General features: G+C 41.8%; 17 protein-coding genes. All 17 read right to left on the minus strand.

Annotated elements, in window-relative coordinates; genetic code table 11:
* Position 1: 1 nt before the first annotated feature.
* On the minus strand, positions 2 to 1,066 hold the full coding sequence (locus QT711_RS03795; protein ID WP_317942184.1) for a sporulation protein YqfD: 1,065 nt from the start codon (positions 1,064 to 1,066) through the stop codon (positions 2 to 4).
* Between the two features lie 16 nt (positions 1,067 to 1,082).
* Positions 1,083 to 1,340 carry a hypothetical protein gene (locus tag QT711_RS03800; RefSeq protein ID WP_317942185.1) on the minus strand — a complete coding sequence of 86 codons (258 nt, stop codon included), beginning with the start codon at positions 1,338 to 1,340 and terminating at the stop codon, positions 1,083 to 1,085.
* Between the two features lie 47 nt (positions 1,341 to 1,387).
* Positions 1,388 to 1,873, minus strand: a complete 486-nt coding sequence (locus tag QT711_RS03805; RefSeq protein ID WP_317942186.1) for a hypothetical protein — start codon at positions 1,871 to 1,873, stop codon at positions 1,388 to 1,390.
* A 37-nt stretch (positions 1,874 to 1,910) separates the two neighbouring features.
* Positions 1,911 to 2,924 (minus strand): flotillin-like protein FloA, encoded by a 1,014-nt coding sequence (gene floA / locus QT711_RS03810; RefSeq protein WP_317942187.1) that lies wholly within the window; start codon positions 2,922 to 2,924, stop codon positions 1,911 to 1,913.
* Entirely contained in the window at positions 2,924 to 4,264 is a 1,341-nt protein-coding gene (locus QT711_RS03815) for an NfeD family protein (protein ID WP_317942188.1), read from the minus strand. Before QT711_RS03815 ends, floA begins: the two co-directional genes overlap by 1 nt.
* Positions 4,265 to 4,434: 170 nt before the next feature.
* Positions 4,435 to 4,608 (minus strand): 30S ribosomal protein S21, encoded by a 174-nt coding sequence (gene rpsU, locus QT711_RS03820; protein ID WP_009496905.1) that lies wholly within the window; start codon positions 4,606 to 4,608, stop codon positions 4,435 to 4,437.
* 151 nt (positions 4,609 to 4,759) lie between these two features.
* Positions 4,760 to 5,431 (minus strand): deoxyribose-phosphate aldolase, encoded by a 672-nt coding sequence (gene deoC, locus QT711_RS03825; RefSeq protein WP_317942189.1) that lies wholly within the window; start codon positions 5,429 to 5,431, stop codon positions 4,760 to 4,762.
* A 107-nt stretch (positions 5,432 to 5,538) separates the two neighbouring features.
* Positions 5,539 to 6,879, minus strand: a complete 1,341-nt coding sequence (mtaB, locus tag QT711_RS03830; RefSeq protein ID WP_317942328.1) for a tRNA (N(6)-L-threonylcarbamoyladenosine(37)-C(2))-methylthiotransferase MtaB — start codon at positions 6,877 to 6,879, stop codon at positions 5,539 to 5,541.
* A 16-nt stretch (positions 6,880 to 6,895) separates the two neighbouring features.
* Positions 6,896 to 7,636: a 16S rRNA (uracil(1498)-N(3))-methyltransferase gene (locus tag QT711_RS03835; protein ID WP_317942190.1), complete on the minus strand. Its 741-nt coding sequence runs from the start codon at positions 7,634 to 7,636 to the stop codon at positions 6,896 to 6,898.
* Between the two features lie 2 nt (positions 7,637 to 7,638).
* Complete coding sequence (gene prmA / locus QT711_RS03840; RefSeq protein WP_317942191.1) at positions 7,639 to 8,583, minus strand: 50S ribosomal protein L11 methyltransferase; 945 nt, start codon at positions 8,581 to 8,583, stop codon at positions 7,639 to 7,641.
* Between the two features lie 15 nt (positions 8,584 to 8,598).
* Positions 8,599 to 9,723: a molecular chaperone DnaJ gene (gene dnaJ, locus QT711_RS03845; protein WP_317942192.1), complete on the minus strand. Its 1,125-nt coding sequence runs from the start codon at positions 9,721 to 9,723 to the stop codon at positions 8,599 to 8,601.
* A gap of 276 nt (positions 9,724 to 9,999) precedes the next feature.
* On the minus strand, positions 10,000 to 11,838 hold the full coding sequence (gene dnaK, locus QT711_RS03850; protein WP_317942193.1) for a molecular chaperone DnaK: 1,839 nt from the start codon (positions 11,836 to 11,838) through the stop codon (positions 10,000 to 10,002).
* 41 nt (positions 11,839 to 11,879) lie between these two features.
* A complete protein-coding gene (grpE, locus tag QT711_RS03855) occupies positions 11,880 to 12,494 on the minus strand; it encodes a nucleotide exchange factor GrpE (RefSeq protein ID WP_317942194.1) in 615 nt (204 codons plus the stop codon).
* The gene (hrcA, locus tag QT711_RS03860; protein WP_317942195.1) at positions 12,494 to 13,549 is read right to left on the minus strand and encodes a heat-inducible transcriptional repressor HrcA; all 1,056 of its coding nucleotides are present in this window, start codon (positions 13,547 to 13,549) and stop codon (positions 12,494 to 12,496) included. Before hrcA ends, grpE begins: the two co-directional genes overlap by 1 nt.
* 95 nt (positions 13,550 to 13,644) lie before the next feature.
* Complete coding sequence (gene hemW / locus QT711_RS03865; RefSeq protein WP_317942196.1) at positions 13,645 to 14,778, minus strand: radical SAM family heme chaperone HemW; 1,134 nt, start codon at positions 14,776 to 14,778, stop codon at positions 13,645 to 13,647.
* 146 nt (positions 14,779 to 14,924) lie between these two features.
* Positions 14,925 to 16,748 carry a translation elongation factor 4 gene (lepA, locus tag QT711_RS03870; RefSeq protein ID WP_317942197.1) on the minus strand — a complete coding sequence of 608 codons (1,824 nt, stop codon included), beginning with the start codon at positions 16,746 to 16,748 and terminating at the stop codon, positions 14,925 to 14,927.
* Between the two features lie 271 nt (positions 16,749 to 17,019).
* Positions 17,020 to 17,850 carry a stage II sporulation protein P gene (gene spoIIP, locus QT711_RS03875; RefSeq protein WP_317942198.1) on the minus strand — a complete coding sequence of 277 codons (831 nt, stop codon included), beginning with the start codon at positions 17,848 to 17,850 and terminating at the stop codon, positions 17,020 to 17,022.
* Positions 17,851 to 17,865: the final 15 nt, after the last annotated feature.

A 17,865-nucleotide genomic window follows, 5' to 3' on the forward strand; every position in this document is an offset into this window, starting at 1 on the left:
TTCAGTCTCCTTGGGGTATGGGTCTTTTTGTCGCTATATTTTCATTCATTAAAAATAATATGGTCCCTCTAACTGTATCATCTTGGAACGTCAGGTGTAAAATGTTTTCATCCTTTATAATTAATTCTGAAGATGATTCTGTCATGATTTTGTATTTTATTAAAGGAATGATTACCGTTTCCTCCATCCCTTCAGCTAATTCGAATTGTCCCTTGCGATCATTCCTTTGCCATTCGGTTTCAAGAAACGACCGAAAAGAAGGAAAATCATTGCCTGAATTCCAAGTGATAGGAGATTGCCATATCAAACGAATATTCTCTTCTCCTAACAATGCATAATCGATTTTCTTCGGTATGGTAAATGTATACTTGGACCAATAATCTGCATATACCTTCCCAGCAGCACCAACTACAGTCTTTTTACCGCCTTGCTCTAAAATACCTGTCGCTAGAATGTCTCCTTTTTCAACCGTTTGGTGAAGTCGTGCCACTCTTTCACCTCTACTTAATTGAAAGCCAGTGATGACACCACTCGTCCGTGCAACAAGATCAGCAGGAGGTCCATCGTCTTTGACGGGATCATTCAGTTTCGGTGAGAGCATCGGTGTAATCGTCATTGTACTACCGGATCTTGTAAAACGCACCCATGAAAGAGAAGGATCATTTTGCATGAGCACTCTTCTTATCTCTCCTTCGTCAGGCAGTTTGGAGAGTGGCCGATATTTTTTAATAGAGACCTGCTCCAATTGCTTAACAATGCGTTCATTCACTTCAGGCACTTCAGATTCAATCGTAATGTCCCACAAAAACAGTGATGCGACTAAGGGTATGACACATGCAATGAGGAATCGGTACGCTGTAAACAACCTTCTTTCAAGCGAACGCTCCTCATTGCGTCTAATTTCCACTTTCACCCGATATTTCCTACGATGTTTTCGGATGAAAGCGACTCCTTTTTTATCGGTGCGGAAATGGATGACAGAACCCGATTCTGTTAAGCCAATCACTTTAACACCAGAGGAAGCTAGAAAGCTCAAGAATCTCGACGGATGTACTTTACCTGTCATTGTGATGTTATACCGATTATGAATCATAAGCATCCTGTCCATCTTTCAATTCTTTTACAGACATTGATGTAATCAGTTCAAACGATAGGACAGCTACTTCTTCAGATAACGTTTCTACAATAAGATCTTCACCGGTTGCTTCAATTACATGATTACCACTTCGGATAGCTGCGTAATCAGGTCCAAGTTTTAGAAGTGCATACGGCCCTGTAATTCGGATTGTTACAAATTCATCAATTGTGACAGATGAGTTCATTTTAAATAATTTTTTCAAGATAAAACCCCCTATCCAAGCCTATGATTTGGATAGGGGGTAGATGATTATTGTTTTGCTTTTGGTGGTCCTAAAATTTCAGAGAAGATGATTCCTTTAATAAGGTCTTGCTCGTCCTTAGGAATCATGTCAGGTTGTTTAAATTGTTCATTCCACACGTGTTTTCCTTGATGTGCGGATAACCTTCCTCGAGAACTTTCCCGTGGTACATTCCGGTCAAAAACGGGTCGTTCCTTCGGCAACATCTGTTCACTTTTCACAGGCTTAGGAATGACTGGCTTAGGAGCAGCCGGTGTCTCCTGACGGATGGGAGGTGTTTGTCGACTTGGCGGTTCATCCACTTCTGTCTGAAACTCCCTTTGCAACTCTTTGACCATCTCTTGTGAAAGGTCTTTCAGTTTACGCATCGTATCCGGTCTGTTCGTTTGTGAAGAAGGTTGCCGTGGCGCTGGTTTCTCGTTCTTCTCAGGTTGCTTCCCTTTAAAGAGCATACCAAGAATCGTAATGACCACAAAAATAATTAATGATTCCATCTGTGCATCCCCTTTCCGGGAATTAAGTGCTCAAACGTCATTCTTTCGTCGTGTCAGGCTTTTGTTGGTCTCCACCGATTTTGCTGATGGAATCACGCATGCCCGTATCAGCTTGGATGTTTTTATAGTTCATATAATCCATAATTCCGATATTACCTGTACGTAGCGCTTCTGCCATCGCGAGTGGAACTTCCGCCTCTGCTCCGACAACTTTCGCACGCATCTCTTGAACTTTCGCTTTCATTTCCTGTTCGTTTGCAACAGCCATTGCACGACGCTCTTCAGCTTTTGCTTGTGCAATATTTTTGTCAGCCATCGCTTGTTCAGTTTGAAGTTCCGCACCAATGTTTTTACCGATATCAACATCCGCGATATCAATAGACAGGATTTCAAACGCTGTTCCAGAGTCAAGCCCTTTTGCCAATACTGTCTGTGAAATCAAATCAGGATTTTCCAATACTTTTGCATGGTCCACAGAAGAACCAATCGTGGAAACAATCCCTTCACCGACACGGGCAACAACCGTTTCTTCACCCGCACCTCCGACGAGTCGATCGATGTTCGCTCGAACCGTAATTCTTGCTTTCGCTTTCACTTCAATACCGTTCATCGCAACACCAGCGATAAATGGCGTTTCAATGACTTTTGGATTTACGGACATTTGAACCGCTTCCAACACGTCACGGCCAGCTAGGTCGATCGCTGCTGCACGCTCAAACGATAACTCGATATTCGCACGATGTGCTGCAATTAACGCATTAACAACGCGGTCGACATTACCACCTGCCAAATAGTGACTTTCCAATTGGTTAATCGCAACATTTAATCCTGCTTTATGTGCCTTAATCAACGGATTAACAACACGACTTGGGATAACGCGACGTAAGCGCATACCGATTAATGTGAAAATGCTTACACGTACACCTGCAGCTAACGCTGAAATCCATAGCGTCACTGGTACTAGCGTAAAGAATACCGACAAAATGATGATGATTCCGATAATGATTAAAATCGGAACGAAAACACCACCTAAACCTAATAACTCACCCATTATTCATTGTCCCCCTTTTCTTTTGATTCCCTTACAACGATACGGGAACCTTCAACCCTTACTATCGTAACATGTTTCCCTCTGTCAATGTAACTACCTTGGGAAACTACATCAATCCGTTCGCCATCCAATTCAATCGTACCTGAAGGACGAAGTGGTGTAATCGCTAATCCTTGCTTCCCTAACAATTCTACCCGATTGACGTTCGACACATACCCGCTTTCCGTGTCTGTCGCATCCATTAACACCATCTTATTAAGGAGATGCAGTTTTTTTCCGAAGAATTTCATTAAGATCACCATCCCGCTGATAGCGACGGCAATTGCGATAAGGACAGAATACGCCATATACACAGGGTTGCCACCCGCCAATATAATACTTGCAATGATAGCAATCGCACCTAACGCTCCGGCTATCCCTCCTGCTAAGAAAAACTCTAATATGACGAGTATGACACCAATTATAAACAAAATCAGCGTCTCATAACCTGCCAAACCTGCTACAAGATGGCCGAATAAGAATAGCAGTAAAGATGTGATTGCCATGGTACCCGGAACACCAAACCCTGGTGAATAGAGCTCCACAACAAGTCCTAAACCTGCTATTGACAGTAAGATCGGGACAACGACAGGATGCGTAATGAAGCGTGCCAAACTTTCAGTGAAGGTAAGATTTGTCTGGATGATTTCAGACCCATCAAAGCCTTTCAATTCAATCAATTCATTGAATGATGAAACCGTCCCTTCACTATACTTCACGTCCTCTTCAGCAGCCTCTTTAGCAGTTAGTGTCAGCAACTGCCCTTTTCCGGCACGGTATTGCGGTAAGTCCACAGAATCATCTGCCATCGCTAATGCAAATTTTGCGTCTCTACCTGACGAATTGGCTGCACTAACCATCTCCGCTTTCCAAAAACTATCCGACTTCTCTTGTGCTGCGTTCCCTGCACCATCAACGGCCTGTGCAGCACCAATTTTGGCATTCGGTGACATATAGATTTCATCGGCATGTAGTGCAATGTAAGCACCAGCGGAAATCGCACGGTCATTGACATAAGCGATGATCTGGACTTCCGTCTCATCCATAAGCTTACCAATTTGTCCCGCAGCATCGATTAATCCACCAAGTGTATTAATTTCTAAAATGATCGCCTTCGCATTCGCTTCTTCCGCTTCGCCGAAAACCCTCTTTAAATAAGCATGAAGCCCTCTTTCCACAGACTCATCCAGTTTCACGTGATAAACAGGATTGCCTCCCGCATTCACTGCACTTGTAAATGGAACGGAAAGGACTGAAGCAAATAGAAGGAAAAGGAGAAACTTGCCAATCATTTTACGCATGTAGACGTTCACCTCTTTCTATATATGTAATTATACCTTTAATACGATTAAGATGGCGAAAAGATTCACTTGAATGCAAGAATTTTTTCAATGTAAAAAACCGGAGAATCGCAATGGATTCTCCGGTTTCATGCATAACATGCTTAGTTTTTATTTCATATGGACAGCTATTAGAATTTACGCTTACGAGCAGCCTCAGACTTCTTTTTACGTTTGACACTTGGTTTCTCGTAGAACTCACGCTTTCTTACCTCTTGTATTGTACCAGATTTTGATACAGTACGTTTGAAGCGGCGAAGAGCATCTTCAAGCGATTCATTTTTGCGAACGACAGTTTTCGTCATATCTCTTGTCCCTCCCTCCGAGCACACTTCGAAACAAGGTGTTACTCCTTGTACTAAAAAATTATATCGCACAATGCCTAGATGGTCAATAAAAAACTTTCAAAATATCGATGCGAAATAGGAACTTATTTTTTAGTGCCATTCATGTGACTTAATAATCAGAATCGCTTTGCAGACCTTGCATAATTTGCACACCAGAGCTTGCTCCGATTCTCGTTGCCCCAGCCTCTATCATCTTTTTCATATCCTCAAAGCTACGAACGCCACCTGATGCTTTCACGCCCATTTCAGGTCCGACAACTCCACGCATCAATTTAACATCTTCTGCAGTTGCTCCGCCTGTAGAAAAACCTGTAGACGTTTTAACGAAGTCCGCACCTGCTTCTTTTGCAAGCTCACACGCTGTTCTTTTTTCTGCATCGGTTAGCAAGGAAGTTTCAATGATTACTTTAACAATTGCTTTTCCTTTCGCCTCGGTTACGACAGCTTCAATGTCTTCTTTAACAAGCTGCTCCTGCCCGCTTCGCAAGGCACCAATATTAATAACCATGTCAATTTCAGTTGCGCCATTTGCAATAGCATCTTTCGTTTCAAAACGTTTCACTTCTGAAGTCGAAGCCCCTAAAGGGAAGCCGATGACCGTGCATGTTTTAACCGGTGAACCTTTCAATTGTTCACTCGCAGTTTTCACCCATGTTGGATTGACACAAACGGACGCAAAGGAGTATTCCCTAGCTTCATCACATAATGTAACAATTTCCTCTTTCGTCGTGTCAGCTTTTAATAATGTATGATCGATAAACGCTGCGTAATCTTTGTTCAATGCAATACCCTCCTTAAGATGTATGTACCTCTTACATCATAGCAAACCTTTGTCGCAAACGCATTAAAACAGTCCACCCGATATAGAGTGGACTGTGTTTGTTTCTTTTAAACAAGCGTGGCTTCGGCTTCTATTGTCCGGACGAATTGACCTTCATTATATGGATAGCCTGCTTTTGTAATTTTGACTTTGACAATTTTACCGACCATTGATTCATCTGCCGGGAAAACGACTTTCAAGTAATTGTCTGTGTAGCCTTCATACAAGCCGCTCGCTGGATCGAGCTTGTATTTCTCTTCAGGAATGACTTCCAATACTTCTTCTTCGAAATCAGCTGCATATTGTTTCGCAAGCTGGTCGTTTAACTCAATTAATCGATGAACGCGCTCATTTTTTACGTCTTCATCAATTTGATCTTCCATTCTTGCTGCAGGTGTACCGGTACGCTTTGAATACGGGAAGACATGTAATTCAGAAAAACGATGATCTCTAATGAAATTATACGTCTCCATGAATTCCTCTTCTGTCTCTCCCGGAAAACCAACGATGACATCTGATGTAATCGCTAAATGAGGTAATGCCTCACGTAAACGATCCAAACGCTCTGCAAAAAATTCCATCGTATATTTTCTTCTCATTCGCTTAAGAACCGTGTTGGATCCTGATTGGATCGGAATGTGCAAATGACGCACAATCGTAGAGGATTGACGAAGCACTTCAATGACTTCATCGGTTAGTTGGCTCGCTTCAATTGAACTGATTCGAAGTCTTTTCAGGCCTTTTACTTTTGTTTCTAGGTCCCTTAAAAGGCGAGCCAAGTTATAATCCTTCAAATCTTCTCCGTAACCACCCGTATGGATACCCGTCAAGACGATTTCCAAATAACCCGCGTCTACAAGTTGTTGAGCTTGGCGTATTACTTCTTCTGGATCTCTTGAACGCATTAACCCGCGCGCCCAAGGAATGATGCAGAATGTACAGAAGTTATTACACCCTTCTTGGATTTTAAGTGAAGCCCTAGTTCTATCCGTGAACGCTGGAACATCCAATTCTTCATACACTCTGTTCTTCATAATGTTACGGACAGCGTTAATCGGTTGTCGCTCAACACGGTATTCATCGATAAGCCCAAGCAATTTTGTACGGTCCTGGGTGCCGACAACGATATCGACTCCTGGAATCGCCATAATTTCTGCGGGAGATGTTTGGGCATAGCAACCCGTCACACAGATGACCGCATCCGGATTTCTTCGGATTGCTCTCCGTATGACTTGACGGCTCTTTTTATCTCCTGTATTTGTAACTGTGCAAGTATTAATAACATATACATCAGCATTTTTCTCGAAATCGGCGCGTTCATATCCAGCATCTTTGAAAAGTTGCCAAATCGCTTCCGTTTCGTAATGGTTCACTTTGCAGCCTAATGTATGGAAAGCGACAGAAGACACTAGCTGCTCACCTCTTTCATTCAAATTCGTAAGACATAGCGGACAATACGTATAATGGAGCTGTTTCGGTGCGTAAAATACGTGGTCCTAATGAAACAGAAAGAAATCCTGCAGTCGACATTGACGCCGTCTCTTTTCTGGATAGGCCACCTTCCGGACCGAAAACAACTAATACTGATTGTTTATCATACACGTTTTTCAGTCTCTCTGCAATCTTGTTCGGACGATCACTTTTGGCATCTTCTTCATCTGCATAAAGACAAACATCGTATTGAGAGGAAACTTGGATTAACTGTTTGAACGACAAGGGTTCACTAACATTCGGAATAACCGTCCGGTGACATTGTTCGGCTGCTTCCTTTGCGATTTTACGTAAACGTTCTACTTTTTTATCGCCTTTCTTTGCGTCCCATTTGACAATCGACCGTTCTGCTTCAAATGGTATAACAGCATGCATCCCAAGTTCAGTACCTTTTTGAACGATCAGATCTAATTTATCGCCTTTCGGCAAACCGCATGCGATCGTCACCTTTACTGGCATCTCGTTTAAGGGAAGAGAACCTTCCTGCCGTTTAATCGTGACCCCATCAGGTTGAGTCTGAATAATGCTCGCGACGCACGCTTCGCCTTCTGATACAGCAATCAGTGTATCGCCGACCGTCATTCGCATTACTTTTACGATATGCTTACTATCTTCTCCGGTAATTGTTGCATTTCCTTCATTACTAAATGGAGTATCCAGAAAATAGCGTTGCATCGTTACGCACTCCTTTTGGAAGCAACAATTGCAACCCACTCTTCCATTAAAACGGATTCTACAATCTCAAATCCTTTTGCAATCAAATCTTCTTTTACCAAGTCTCTCTTTTGCGCAATAATGCCAGATACGATGAAAAGCCCTTCATTTGGCAATATGTCAAAAGCATCCTGGGAGAATGTCATGATTACTTCTGCTAGAATGTTTGCAACGATGATAGATGCCGGCTCTTTGACAGAGTCCAATAAGTTTCCGTGTGTAACTTGAATCGTTTCATGCACTTTGTTCAAATGAATGTTTTCTTTTGCAGCCGTGACTGCGACTTCATCGAGATCCAATGCATGAACATGAGATGCCCCAAGGAGTGCAGCACCAATTGCTAAAACACCAGAACCTGTACCAACATCAATGACACGATCGCCCTTTTTCACATACTTCTCCAGTGCTTGTAAACACATGACCGTTGTAGGATGCGTCCCCGTTCCGAAAGCCATTCCGGGATCAAGTTCAATGATTAATTCATCTGAAGCCACAGGAGTGTAGGTTTCCCAAGTGGGCACAATTGTAAAACGTTCTGAAATTTTAACTGGGTGGTAATACTTTTTCCATGCTGTTGCCCAATCTTCTTCATCCACTTCGTTCGTTTTTACAATATTCATACCAATGTCAAGTCCGTAATCTGCTAAATCATTAACAGATTCACTAATTTCCTTCACTGTTTCGATTAGAAAACTGTTGACTGGCAAATAGGCTTTTACAATGACCCCTTCTGCAGGGAAGTCATCTTTGTTCAATTCGTAAATTTCTCCGAATCGATCTTCATGAATTTTATCAGGCTCATGGGAATCTTCAATGATCACCCCACTCGCACCTGCTTCATGTAAAATGTTTGCAACGGCTTCAGTTGCTTCGTGTGTCGTATGGATGGAGATTTCAGACCACTTCAACAGCATTCATCCCTTTCAATCGCCTTTTATCGTCCGCTTGATTTTATCAAATAAAGAACTTGAGAACTCGTCTGGTGAACTTCCTTCAATTGAAGCAAATTCACGTAGCAATTCCTTTTGTTTTTCAGTCATTTTCTTAGGTGTTACCACTTTAATGATGACATGTTGATCACCAATCCCATGCCCGTGGACATTTTTTATCCCTTTGCCTCTTAAACGGAAGTTCGTTCCAGTTTGTGTACCTGCAGGAATTTTCAATTTAACATTCCCATGGACTGTTGGCACTTCGATTTCGTCTCCCAATGCAACTTGCGGGAAGGTCATTGGTACTTCTAAATAGATGTCGTCATCTTCACGAACGAAGCGCTCATGATCTCTCACGCGGAAGACGATATATAAATCGCCGGATGGTCCACCATTTATGCCTGCTTCACCTTGACCACTCACACGTAATTGTTGACCATTGTCAACGCCTGCAGGGATAGTTACTTTAATTTTTTTACGTTTTGTTACGCGACCTGCACCATGGCATGTGCCACATTTTTCAGGGATGATTTTTCCTGTTCCTTGACAATGTGGACATGTCCGTCTGTTTACCATTTGACCAAGTGGTGTATTTTGAGTGACTGAAATTTGACCGGAACCACCACAGTGTGAACATGTATTGACAGGTGTACCTTTTTTCGCACCTGTGCCAGAACATGTATCACAAGTTTCTTCACGCGGTACTTCAATTTCAGTTTCTTTACCAAACACCGCTTCCATGAAATCAATTGTCATCGTATATTGGAGATCGTCACCTTTTCGTGGCGCGTTTGGATCACGGCGTCGTGAACCACCACCACCGAAAAACGAACTAAAAATGTCTTCAAAACCGAATCCGTCTGCAGCGCCACCACCAAAGCCACCAAAGCCTTGATTTGGACCAGCATGACCGAATTGATCATATTGTGCTCGTTTATTGTCGTCACTTAAGTTCTCAAATGCTTCTGTCACCTCTTTGAATTTCTGTTCAGCGCCAGCTTCTTTGTTCAAATCAGGATGGTATTGTTTCGAAAGTTTTCGATAGGCTTTTCTGATTTCTTCTTTTGTAGCTGTTTTAGGCACGCCAAGCACTTCGTAATAATCTCGCTTACTCATCATTCCACTCTCCCATGAATCATTGACTGCTTATTCAAATGAATGAGCAGTAGACTCCTGCATCCATACAATTCAATAGATGCATATTGGAACCCAACTGCCCGTAAATTTTCCCGTTACCAACCCTCAACAGGTTGAAGACTCGCTTTATTGTAACACGGTAAGAAAAAAGAGACAAAAGTGCGGTCATTTCTCCACTTCTTTCTTTATCTTTCAAAAAGAAAAAGTCAAAGCCGGAATATCGGACTTTGACTTTTCCGTCAATCGGTCGATCAATTAGTTTTTCTTGTCATCTTCTACTTCTTCGAAATCAGCATCTACGACACCATCATCTTTCGATTGGTTGCCTGCTTCACCGTTTTCACCTTGTGCTTGTGCTTCTGCAGCAGCTTGTTCATAGAGCTTCATTGTCATTTGTTGAACGATTTCTTCAAGCGCTTCTTTCTTCGCACGCATGTCTTCTAAATTGCCTGCTTCAATTGCTGCTTTCAACGCTTCTTTTGCTTCTTCAACATTTTTGACTTCTTCTTCAGAAACTTTGCCTTCCAAGTCTTTGACTGTTTTTTCAGCCATGAATACGAGTTGGTCCGCATCGTTTTTCAAGTCTGCTTCTTCTTTACGCTTTTTATCTTCTTCTGCATTTGCTTCAGCGTCTTTTACCATGCGATCAATTTCATCATCAGAAAGACCTGAGCTAGATTGAATTGTAATGTTTTGTTCTTTTTGCGTTCCAAGATCTTTCGCCTTAACAGTTACAATACCATTTTTATCGATATCAAATGTTACTTCGATTTGTGGAACGCCACGTGGTGCTGGTGGAATATCTGTCAATTGGAAACGACCAAGTGTTTTGTTGTCTGCTGCCATTGGACGCTCACCTTGTAACACGTGAATGTCTACTGCTGGTTGGTTATCAGCTGCTGTCGAGAATACTTGTGATTTACTTGTAGGAATTGTCGTATTACGTTCAATCAATTTTGTAAACACGCTTCCCATTGTTTCAATACCAAGGGAAAGTGGCGTTACATCCAATAAGACGACATCTTTCACGTCTCCACGGATGATAGAACCTTGTACCGCTGCACCCATCGCAACTACTTCATCAGGGTTTACGCCTTTAAAAGGCTCTTTGCCTGTTTCTTTCTTAATTGCTTCTTGAACTGCCGGGATACGTGTAGAACCACCGACAAGAATGACGCGGTCAATTTCAGATGGAGACAAACCAGCATCTTTCATCGCTTGACGAGTTGGTACCATTGAACGCTCTACTAGGTTCGCAGTCAATTCATCAAACTTCGCACGGCTTAGAGAAATTTCCAAGTGAAGAGGACCTGCTTCTCCAGCAGTGATAAATGGTAATGAGATTTGCGTTGATGTTACACCAGAAAGGTCTTTTTTCGCTTTTTCTGCTGCATCTTTCAAACGTTGCATCGCCATTTTGTCTTTTGACAAGTCAATGCCGTTCTCTTTGCGGAACTCTTGTACAAGGTAGTCGATAATGACATCATCAAAGTCATCTCCACCTAATTTGTTGTCTCCAGCCGTTGCACGGACTTGGAATACACCGTCACCAAGTTCAAGGATAGATACGTCGAACGTACCGCCACCTAAGTCATAGACGAGGATTGTTTCATCTTCTTCTGTTTTATCTAAACCATATGCTAATGCTGCAGCTGTTGGTTCGTTAATGATACGCTCAACTTCTAAACCAGCAATCGTACCAGCGTCTTTTGTCGCTTGACGTTGTGCGTCATTGAAATAAGCCGGCACTGTAATAACTGCTTTCGTTACTTTTTCGCCTAAATATTCTTCTGCATATCCTTTCATATATTGAAGGATCATTGCAGAAACTTCTTGTGGCGTGTACTCTTTATCTTCAACTTTTACTTTGTAATCTGTACCCATATGTCTTTTGACGGACATAATCGTATTTGGATTTGTAATGGATTGACGTTTAGCGACTTCACCAACTTGTCTTTCACCATTTTTAAATGCTACAACAGATGGCGTTGTGCGGTTGCCTTCCGGATTCGGAATTACTTTTGCTTCTCCACCTTCATAGACTGCTACTACTGAGTTTGTAGTCCCTAAGTCAATACCAATAATTTTGCTCATTCTAAATTCCTCCTAAATAAATGCGTCTCAACAAGTAATTATTATTCGTTAACTTTAACCATTGTTGGTCGAAGAACACGATCTTTTAACATATACCCTTTTTGGAGCTCCTGAAGCACAATACCTGAGGCTTTGTCAGGGTCACTGTCTGTCATGACGGCCTGATGGAAATTCGGATCAAATTCCTGGTCTTGCGCTTCGATTTCTATTAATCCTTCACCTTTCAGTGAATCCATCAGATTTCGATAAATCATCTCCATACCCGTAAGTAGAGATTGTGTTTCTTCCGCTTTGACTTCTACAGCAAGCGCGCGTTCGAAATTGTCCAATACTGGCAAGAGGTTTGTCAGAAGACTTTGCGCTTTGTATTTGTTTAACGCTTCCTTATCAAGAGTTGCTCTTCTTTTGGCATTCTCGAAGTCTGCTAAAACACGCAGCAACTTATTTTCTTGCTCTTGGAGTTTTGTTTCCAATTCACGAATGCGTTCCTCTTTCTCGTCAACTTCTTCAGGTTCACCAGCTAGTTGGTCCTCACCTTCATCAGTTCCGTTCGTAGGTTGCTGATCTTCTTCTAGTTGAACTTCGTGTTCAGCCTCTTCAGGAACCTGTTGTTGTGAAACGGTTTCCTCTGTTTCTTTCTTAGTCACTTCAGCCATCAATCTTTCCTCCTGTCCAATCCGTCGCCGCCTATTGACAATTTTCCAAGTGCTTTAGATAAATCACCACTTAAAATATCCAACATCGTAATGACTCTACCATAATCCATCCGTTTTGGTCCGATAATTGCAATTGCACCTGTTACGTTACTACCTGCAGCGTATTTAGCGGTGATGACACTACAGTCTTCAATTGCATTATTGTTGTTCTCAGAACCAATTCGTACATGAATTCCTTGTTTGTCATCTTGGAAAAAAGTCATAGCAGGCATGCCATTTTCCATCATTTCAAAAAACAATTTCATCTTTTGAAAATCATGGAATTCCGGTTGCTTCATCATGTTCATTTTACCGCCAAAATATAAACGTTCTTCAGGCTTGATTGTCATAGCCCGTTGGAACGAAGCAAACAAGTCACCAGCTTGGTGTACATGTTGGTCAAAAATCATTTTCACTTCACGGGCAAGCTTGTTTTGAAGAAAGCTTAACGGGGTTCCTACTAGACGTTCATTTAAAATATTGACCATTTTTTCAATATCGGATGCGCGCATACCATTTGGCACGTCAAAAACCCGATTTTCAACATGCCCATTGTCGGTAACGATAATTGCGACCGCTTTTGTTTCATCCAACGGAACGATGGAGAACCTTTTCACGGAGTGCATGGACATGTCTGGCCCTAATAATACTGCTGTGTAATTCGTCAATTCAGAAATAATCTTCGCGGAATTACGAATGAGTTCTTCTGTTTCTACAACGCGGTCCTGAAAAATGGAACGCAATTGGACACTGTCTTCCACTGTCAATTTTTCTGGTGTCAGTAAATGATCGACATAAAAACGGTATCCTTTGTCAGAAGGGATTCTTCCTGAAGAAGTATGGGTTTTTTCAAGATAACCCAGTTCTTCCAGATCAGCCATTTCATTCCGAATCGTTGCAGGACTGAAAGGCGCTTCCGGTTTTTTAGATAACTGCCTTGACCCGACAGGTTGTGCGGACTCGATGAAATCGTTAACCGTCAGTTGCAAAATAAGCAATTGTCTGTTTGTCAACATGATCATCACTCCTGTTAGCACTCTTTATAAGCGAGTGCTAATACTACTCATAATTTATCAAATTGACGATTGACTGTCAACGGATAAACTCGAGGTTACATAAGAAATTGTTGAAACACTTCATTGCCCCTAAAGATTCCCTTCCTCGTCAGTTTAATACGAGTCGGTGTCAATTCAATTAACCCTTTTTGGTTTAAGTCGTTGAGCACTTTTCCGTACACATCTTCAAGCGTTTTGCCGAACTTCTCATGAAATGTGTGCGTTGATACACCTGACAGCTTACGTAAGCCTAAAAACAACTCTTCCTCCATCGCCTCCGTTTGCGTCACTTCATGTTGTTCCATAATGGGTCTAGCTTGTGACTCTAAACTGCCCATGTATTTTTTTAACGGGCCAAGATTTGCATATCGCCAACCGTTCAAATACCCGTGCGCACCAGCACCAATTCCGGCATATTCATCATTTTCCCAATAAATGAGGTTGTGCACCGATTCAAGACCTGGTACAGAGAAATTGCTGATTTCATATTGCCGCTTGCCCTCTTTATGCATTCTTTCCATGAGGACCTCAAACATTTCTGCTTCGGCGTCCTCTCCCGGTAGAGGTAATTTCCCTTTATTCATTAAGTTGTAAAACACAGTTTTCGGTTCTACGATTAATGAATACGCTGAGTAATGAGGCAAGTCAAGTCCCAGCCCAAGGTCAAGCGTCTCTTTCCATTGTTGCATTGTTTGATCGGGTAGTCCGTATATTAAATCAATGCTAATGTTCTCAAAACCGATGCGTCTTGCATCCTGAATCACCTTTATTGGATCATTCGCGCCATGTGTCCGTCCAATTCGTTTCAATAGTTGTTCATCAAAAGATTGGACACCAATGCTTAATCGGTTTACGCCTCCGTTTTTTAAGACCGCCAGCTTTCCTGCTGTCAATTCATCTGGATTCGCCTCAGTTGAAAACTCTTTTAATGAACGAACATCCACAAATTGATGAACGATTTCAAGTAAGCGTTCTAACTGCTTTTCTGATAAGGAGGTCGGTGTTCCACCTCCTATAAACACCGTCTCTAACTCGTTGAATGAATGCCCTTCATCCACCATTATCGAAAGTTCCGTTCCGATGGATTCGATATAAGCATCCACTGGTTGATTTTGAAAGAATACTTTATTGAAATCACAGTAATGACAAATTTGATGACAGAAAGGAATATGAATGTACATGCCTCGCATAAAAAGTGTGCTCCTTTCTAAACTGCTAATGGTCTAAACAATAGCGTTGGATCTTCTACATCCAATTAGTTTACCTTATCAAGTCGCTTGCTACAAATGAACGGATTCCATAGAAAAAGGAGTCCCATTCGGACCCCCGTCTCCTTTTACTCTTCATCCATTTTAAGAACTGCCATGAATGCTTCTTGCGGTACTTCAACAGAACCGACTTGCTTCATACGCTTTTTACCTTCTTTTTGTTTCTCTAACAATTTCCGTTTACGTGAAATATCTCCACCGTAACATTTCGCCAATACGTTTTTACCGATGGATTTGATTGTTGAACGAGCAACAATCTTTTGTCCAATCGCTGCTTGTACTGGCACTTCGAATTGTTGTCTCGGAATTAAAGTCTTCAACTTTTCGACAATCGCTTTTCCGCGTTCATAGCTGAAATCACGGTGAACAATGAAGCTCAAAGCATCTACTTGCTCACCATTTAACAAGATGTCCATTTTCACAAGTTTCGATTGTTTATAACCGATTAACTCGTAATCAAGTGATGCATAGCCTTTCGTGCCTGATTTTAATTGATCGAAGAAGTCATAAACGATTTCCGCGAGCGGTAGTTCATAAATGATGTTTACACGTGATGCATCCATGTAATCCATTGTTTTGAAGTTTCCACGTTTTTGTTGGCAAAGTTCCATTACCGAACCAACATATTCGTTCGGAACCATAATCGACGCTTTTACATATGGCTCTTCTACATAATCCACTTTTTGAGCATCTGGCATCATGGAAGGGTTGTCCACTTTCTTTTGGGTACCATCAGTCAAAACAACATTATAAATAACACTCGGAGCCGTTGTAATGAGGTCAATCTTGAATTCACGCTCAATACGCTCTTGAATGATTTCCATATGCAAAAGACCTAAGAATCCACAACGATATCCGAAACCAAGTGCTTGGGAAGTCTCTGCTTCGTATTCGAGTGCAGAGTCATTGAGTTCGAGCTTTTCAAGCGCTTCACGTAAGTCTACGTATTTCGATGAGTCAATTGGATACAATCCACAAAATACCATAGGATTCATTCGACGGTATCCCGGAAGCGGCTCGCTCGCTGGGTTTTTAGCGTTCGTTACTGTATCACCAACACGTGTGTCACCGACATTTTTAATGGCAGCTGATAAAAACCCAACATCTCCGACGGATAGTTCATCACGTAAAGAAACATTTGGCGTGAAGACTCCTGTTTCAATAACTTCGAACTCTTTACCTGTCGCCATCATGCGGATCTTATCACCCGGTTTCACGGTTCCTTCAACAATACGGATATTGACGATGACACCTTTGTATTGATCGTAATGCGAGTCAAAAATCAAAGCTTTTAGTGGTGCTTCTGGATCTCCGATAGGAGCAGGTACTTTTTCAACGATTTGTTCCAATATCTCTTCTATACCGATGCCCGCTTTTGCGGAAGCGTGAACAGCTTCAGAGGCATCAAGACCAATAACATCTTCAATTTCCTGCTTCACTTTGTCAGGATCTGCTGCTGGTAAATCAATTTTATTAATAACCGGCAATATTTCAAGGTCATTATCGAGCGCTAGATACACATTCGCTAATGTTTGCGCTTCAATTCCTTGCGCTGCATCCACAACAAGTATTGCCCCTTCACAAGCTGCGAGGCTTCTTGATACTTCATACGTGAAATCGACGTGCCCAGGTGTATCGATTAAATGGAACGTATAATCTTCACCATTTTTAGCTGTGTATTTCAATTGTACCGCGTTTAACTTGATCGTAATTCCTCTTTCACGCTCTAAATCCATGGAGTCCAATGTTTGCGACTTCAATTCGCGCGAGCTAACGGTTTCAGTCTTTTCCAATAATCGATCGGCTAATGTCGATTTTCCATGGTCGATATGAGCGATAATGGAGAAGTTTCGTATATTCTTTTGACGTGCCATTCTCTCTTCATGATTCATCTGTCAGTTCACTCCTATATAAGCTATTTGCATTATAGCAAATAACTGATAAACATGTTACATTTTCTTACTTCAAATTCCAAACTACTATAGATACTATGTAAGCTTCTCAAGTCTAACAGATGAATGGCATTAGATAAAGAATGGCTTTCGGAAAAAGGGTTGTCCTAACGCAAACAAAAAATCGTCCATACGATATCCTACATAGATAATCGTTTAGGACGATTTTTATGTTGCAAGCCTTGTAATTGTCACCGTTCCGCTCAAACACTTATTTTTCAGTTCCTTCTCCTTGCTCCACTAATTCTTTCACAGCTTCTGCAATGACGCCAATTGTCCGATTCAACTCTTCTTCGTTGTTTCCGATGCCTCCTAGTTCAATCAAGATGATTTTCGGATGTAAATCTTGATTGTACTTGCCATCGACACCTGCTCCACCTTTAGAAATTACATTTCGTGTAATACCAGGTATCCTTTTTTCCATTTGCAACTTCAATTGTTTTGTAAGCTGTTCGTTTTGTTTATATCCGGCATGATCCGTCCCGACAACAAACGCAACTTTTGCATAACGCTGTCCCTCATGGACGAGCGTTGTCAATTCCGGTCCGACTGCATCCCGGTGTATATCTATAATGAGATCATACTCTTTTTCGGCTAAACGTTTTTTAACGTGAGGTCGGATTTCTTTATAGGCTCTCGCATAAGGAATACGGTTTTTCAGCATTTCTTTCATAATGTCCACTTCAATCGCTTCTGCTTCCAATCCATTGATGGTTAGTTGGTTTTTCAGTTTTTCACCCATCTTCATGATGTTTTCCGTATGGTGTGAAACGGCTACTTTGCCATCCGCGGCTTTCGTCATCGGTTCATACGCTTCATGAGAATGGGTGTAGTACAATAACACTTTGCCAGCAGACACTTCAGTCGGAACGACAGGTTCAACTTCTTCTTCAACAACATTGGATGCATACACGATCAATGCGTTCTCTTTAATGATCTTAGTGTTGGAGATTTTGGATTCTTCCGGTATAAATTGAATGATCACCGGGAACAGGAAAAGAGCGAATACGATAACGGTCCAAATTTGCATATTTTTCTTCAAGCGACATCCCCCCGT

This window comes from Sporosarcina saromensis (genome assembly GCF_033253735.1).
Classification (GTDB): domain Bacteria; phylum Bacillota; class Bacilli; order Bacillales_A; family Planococcaceae; genus Sporosarcina; species Sporosarcina saromensis.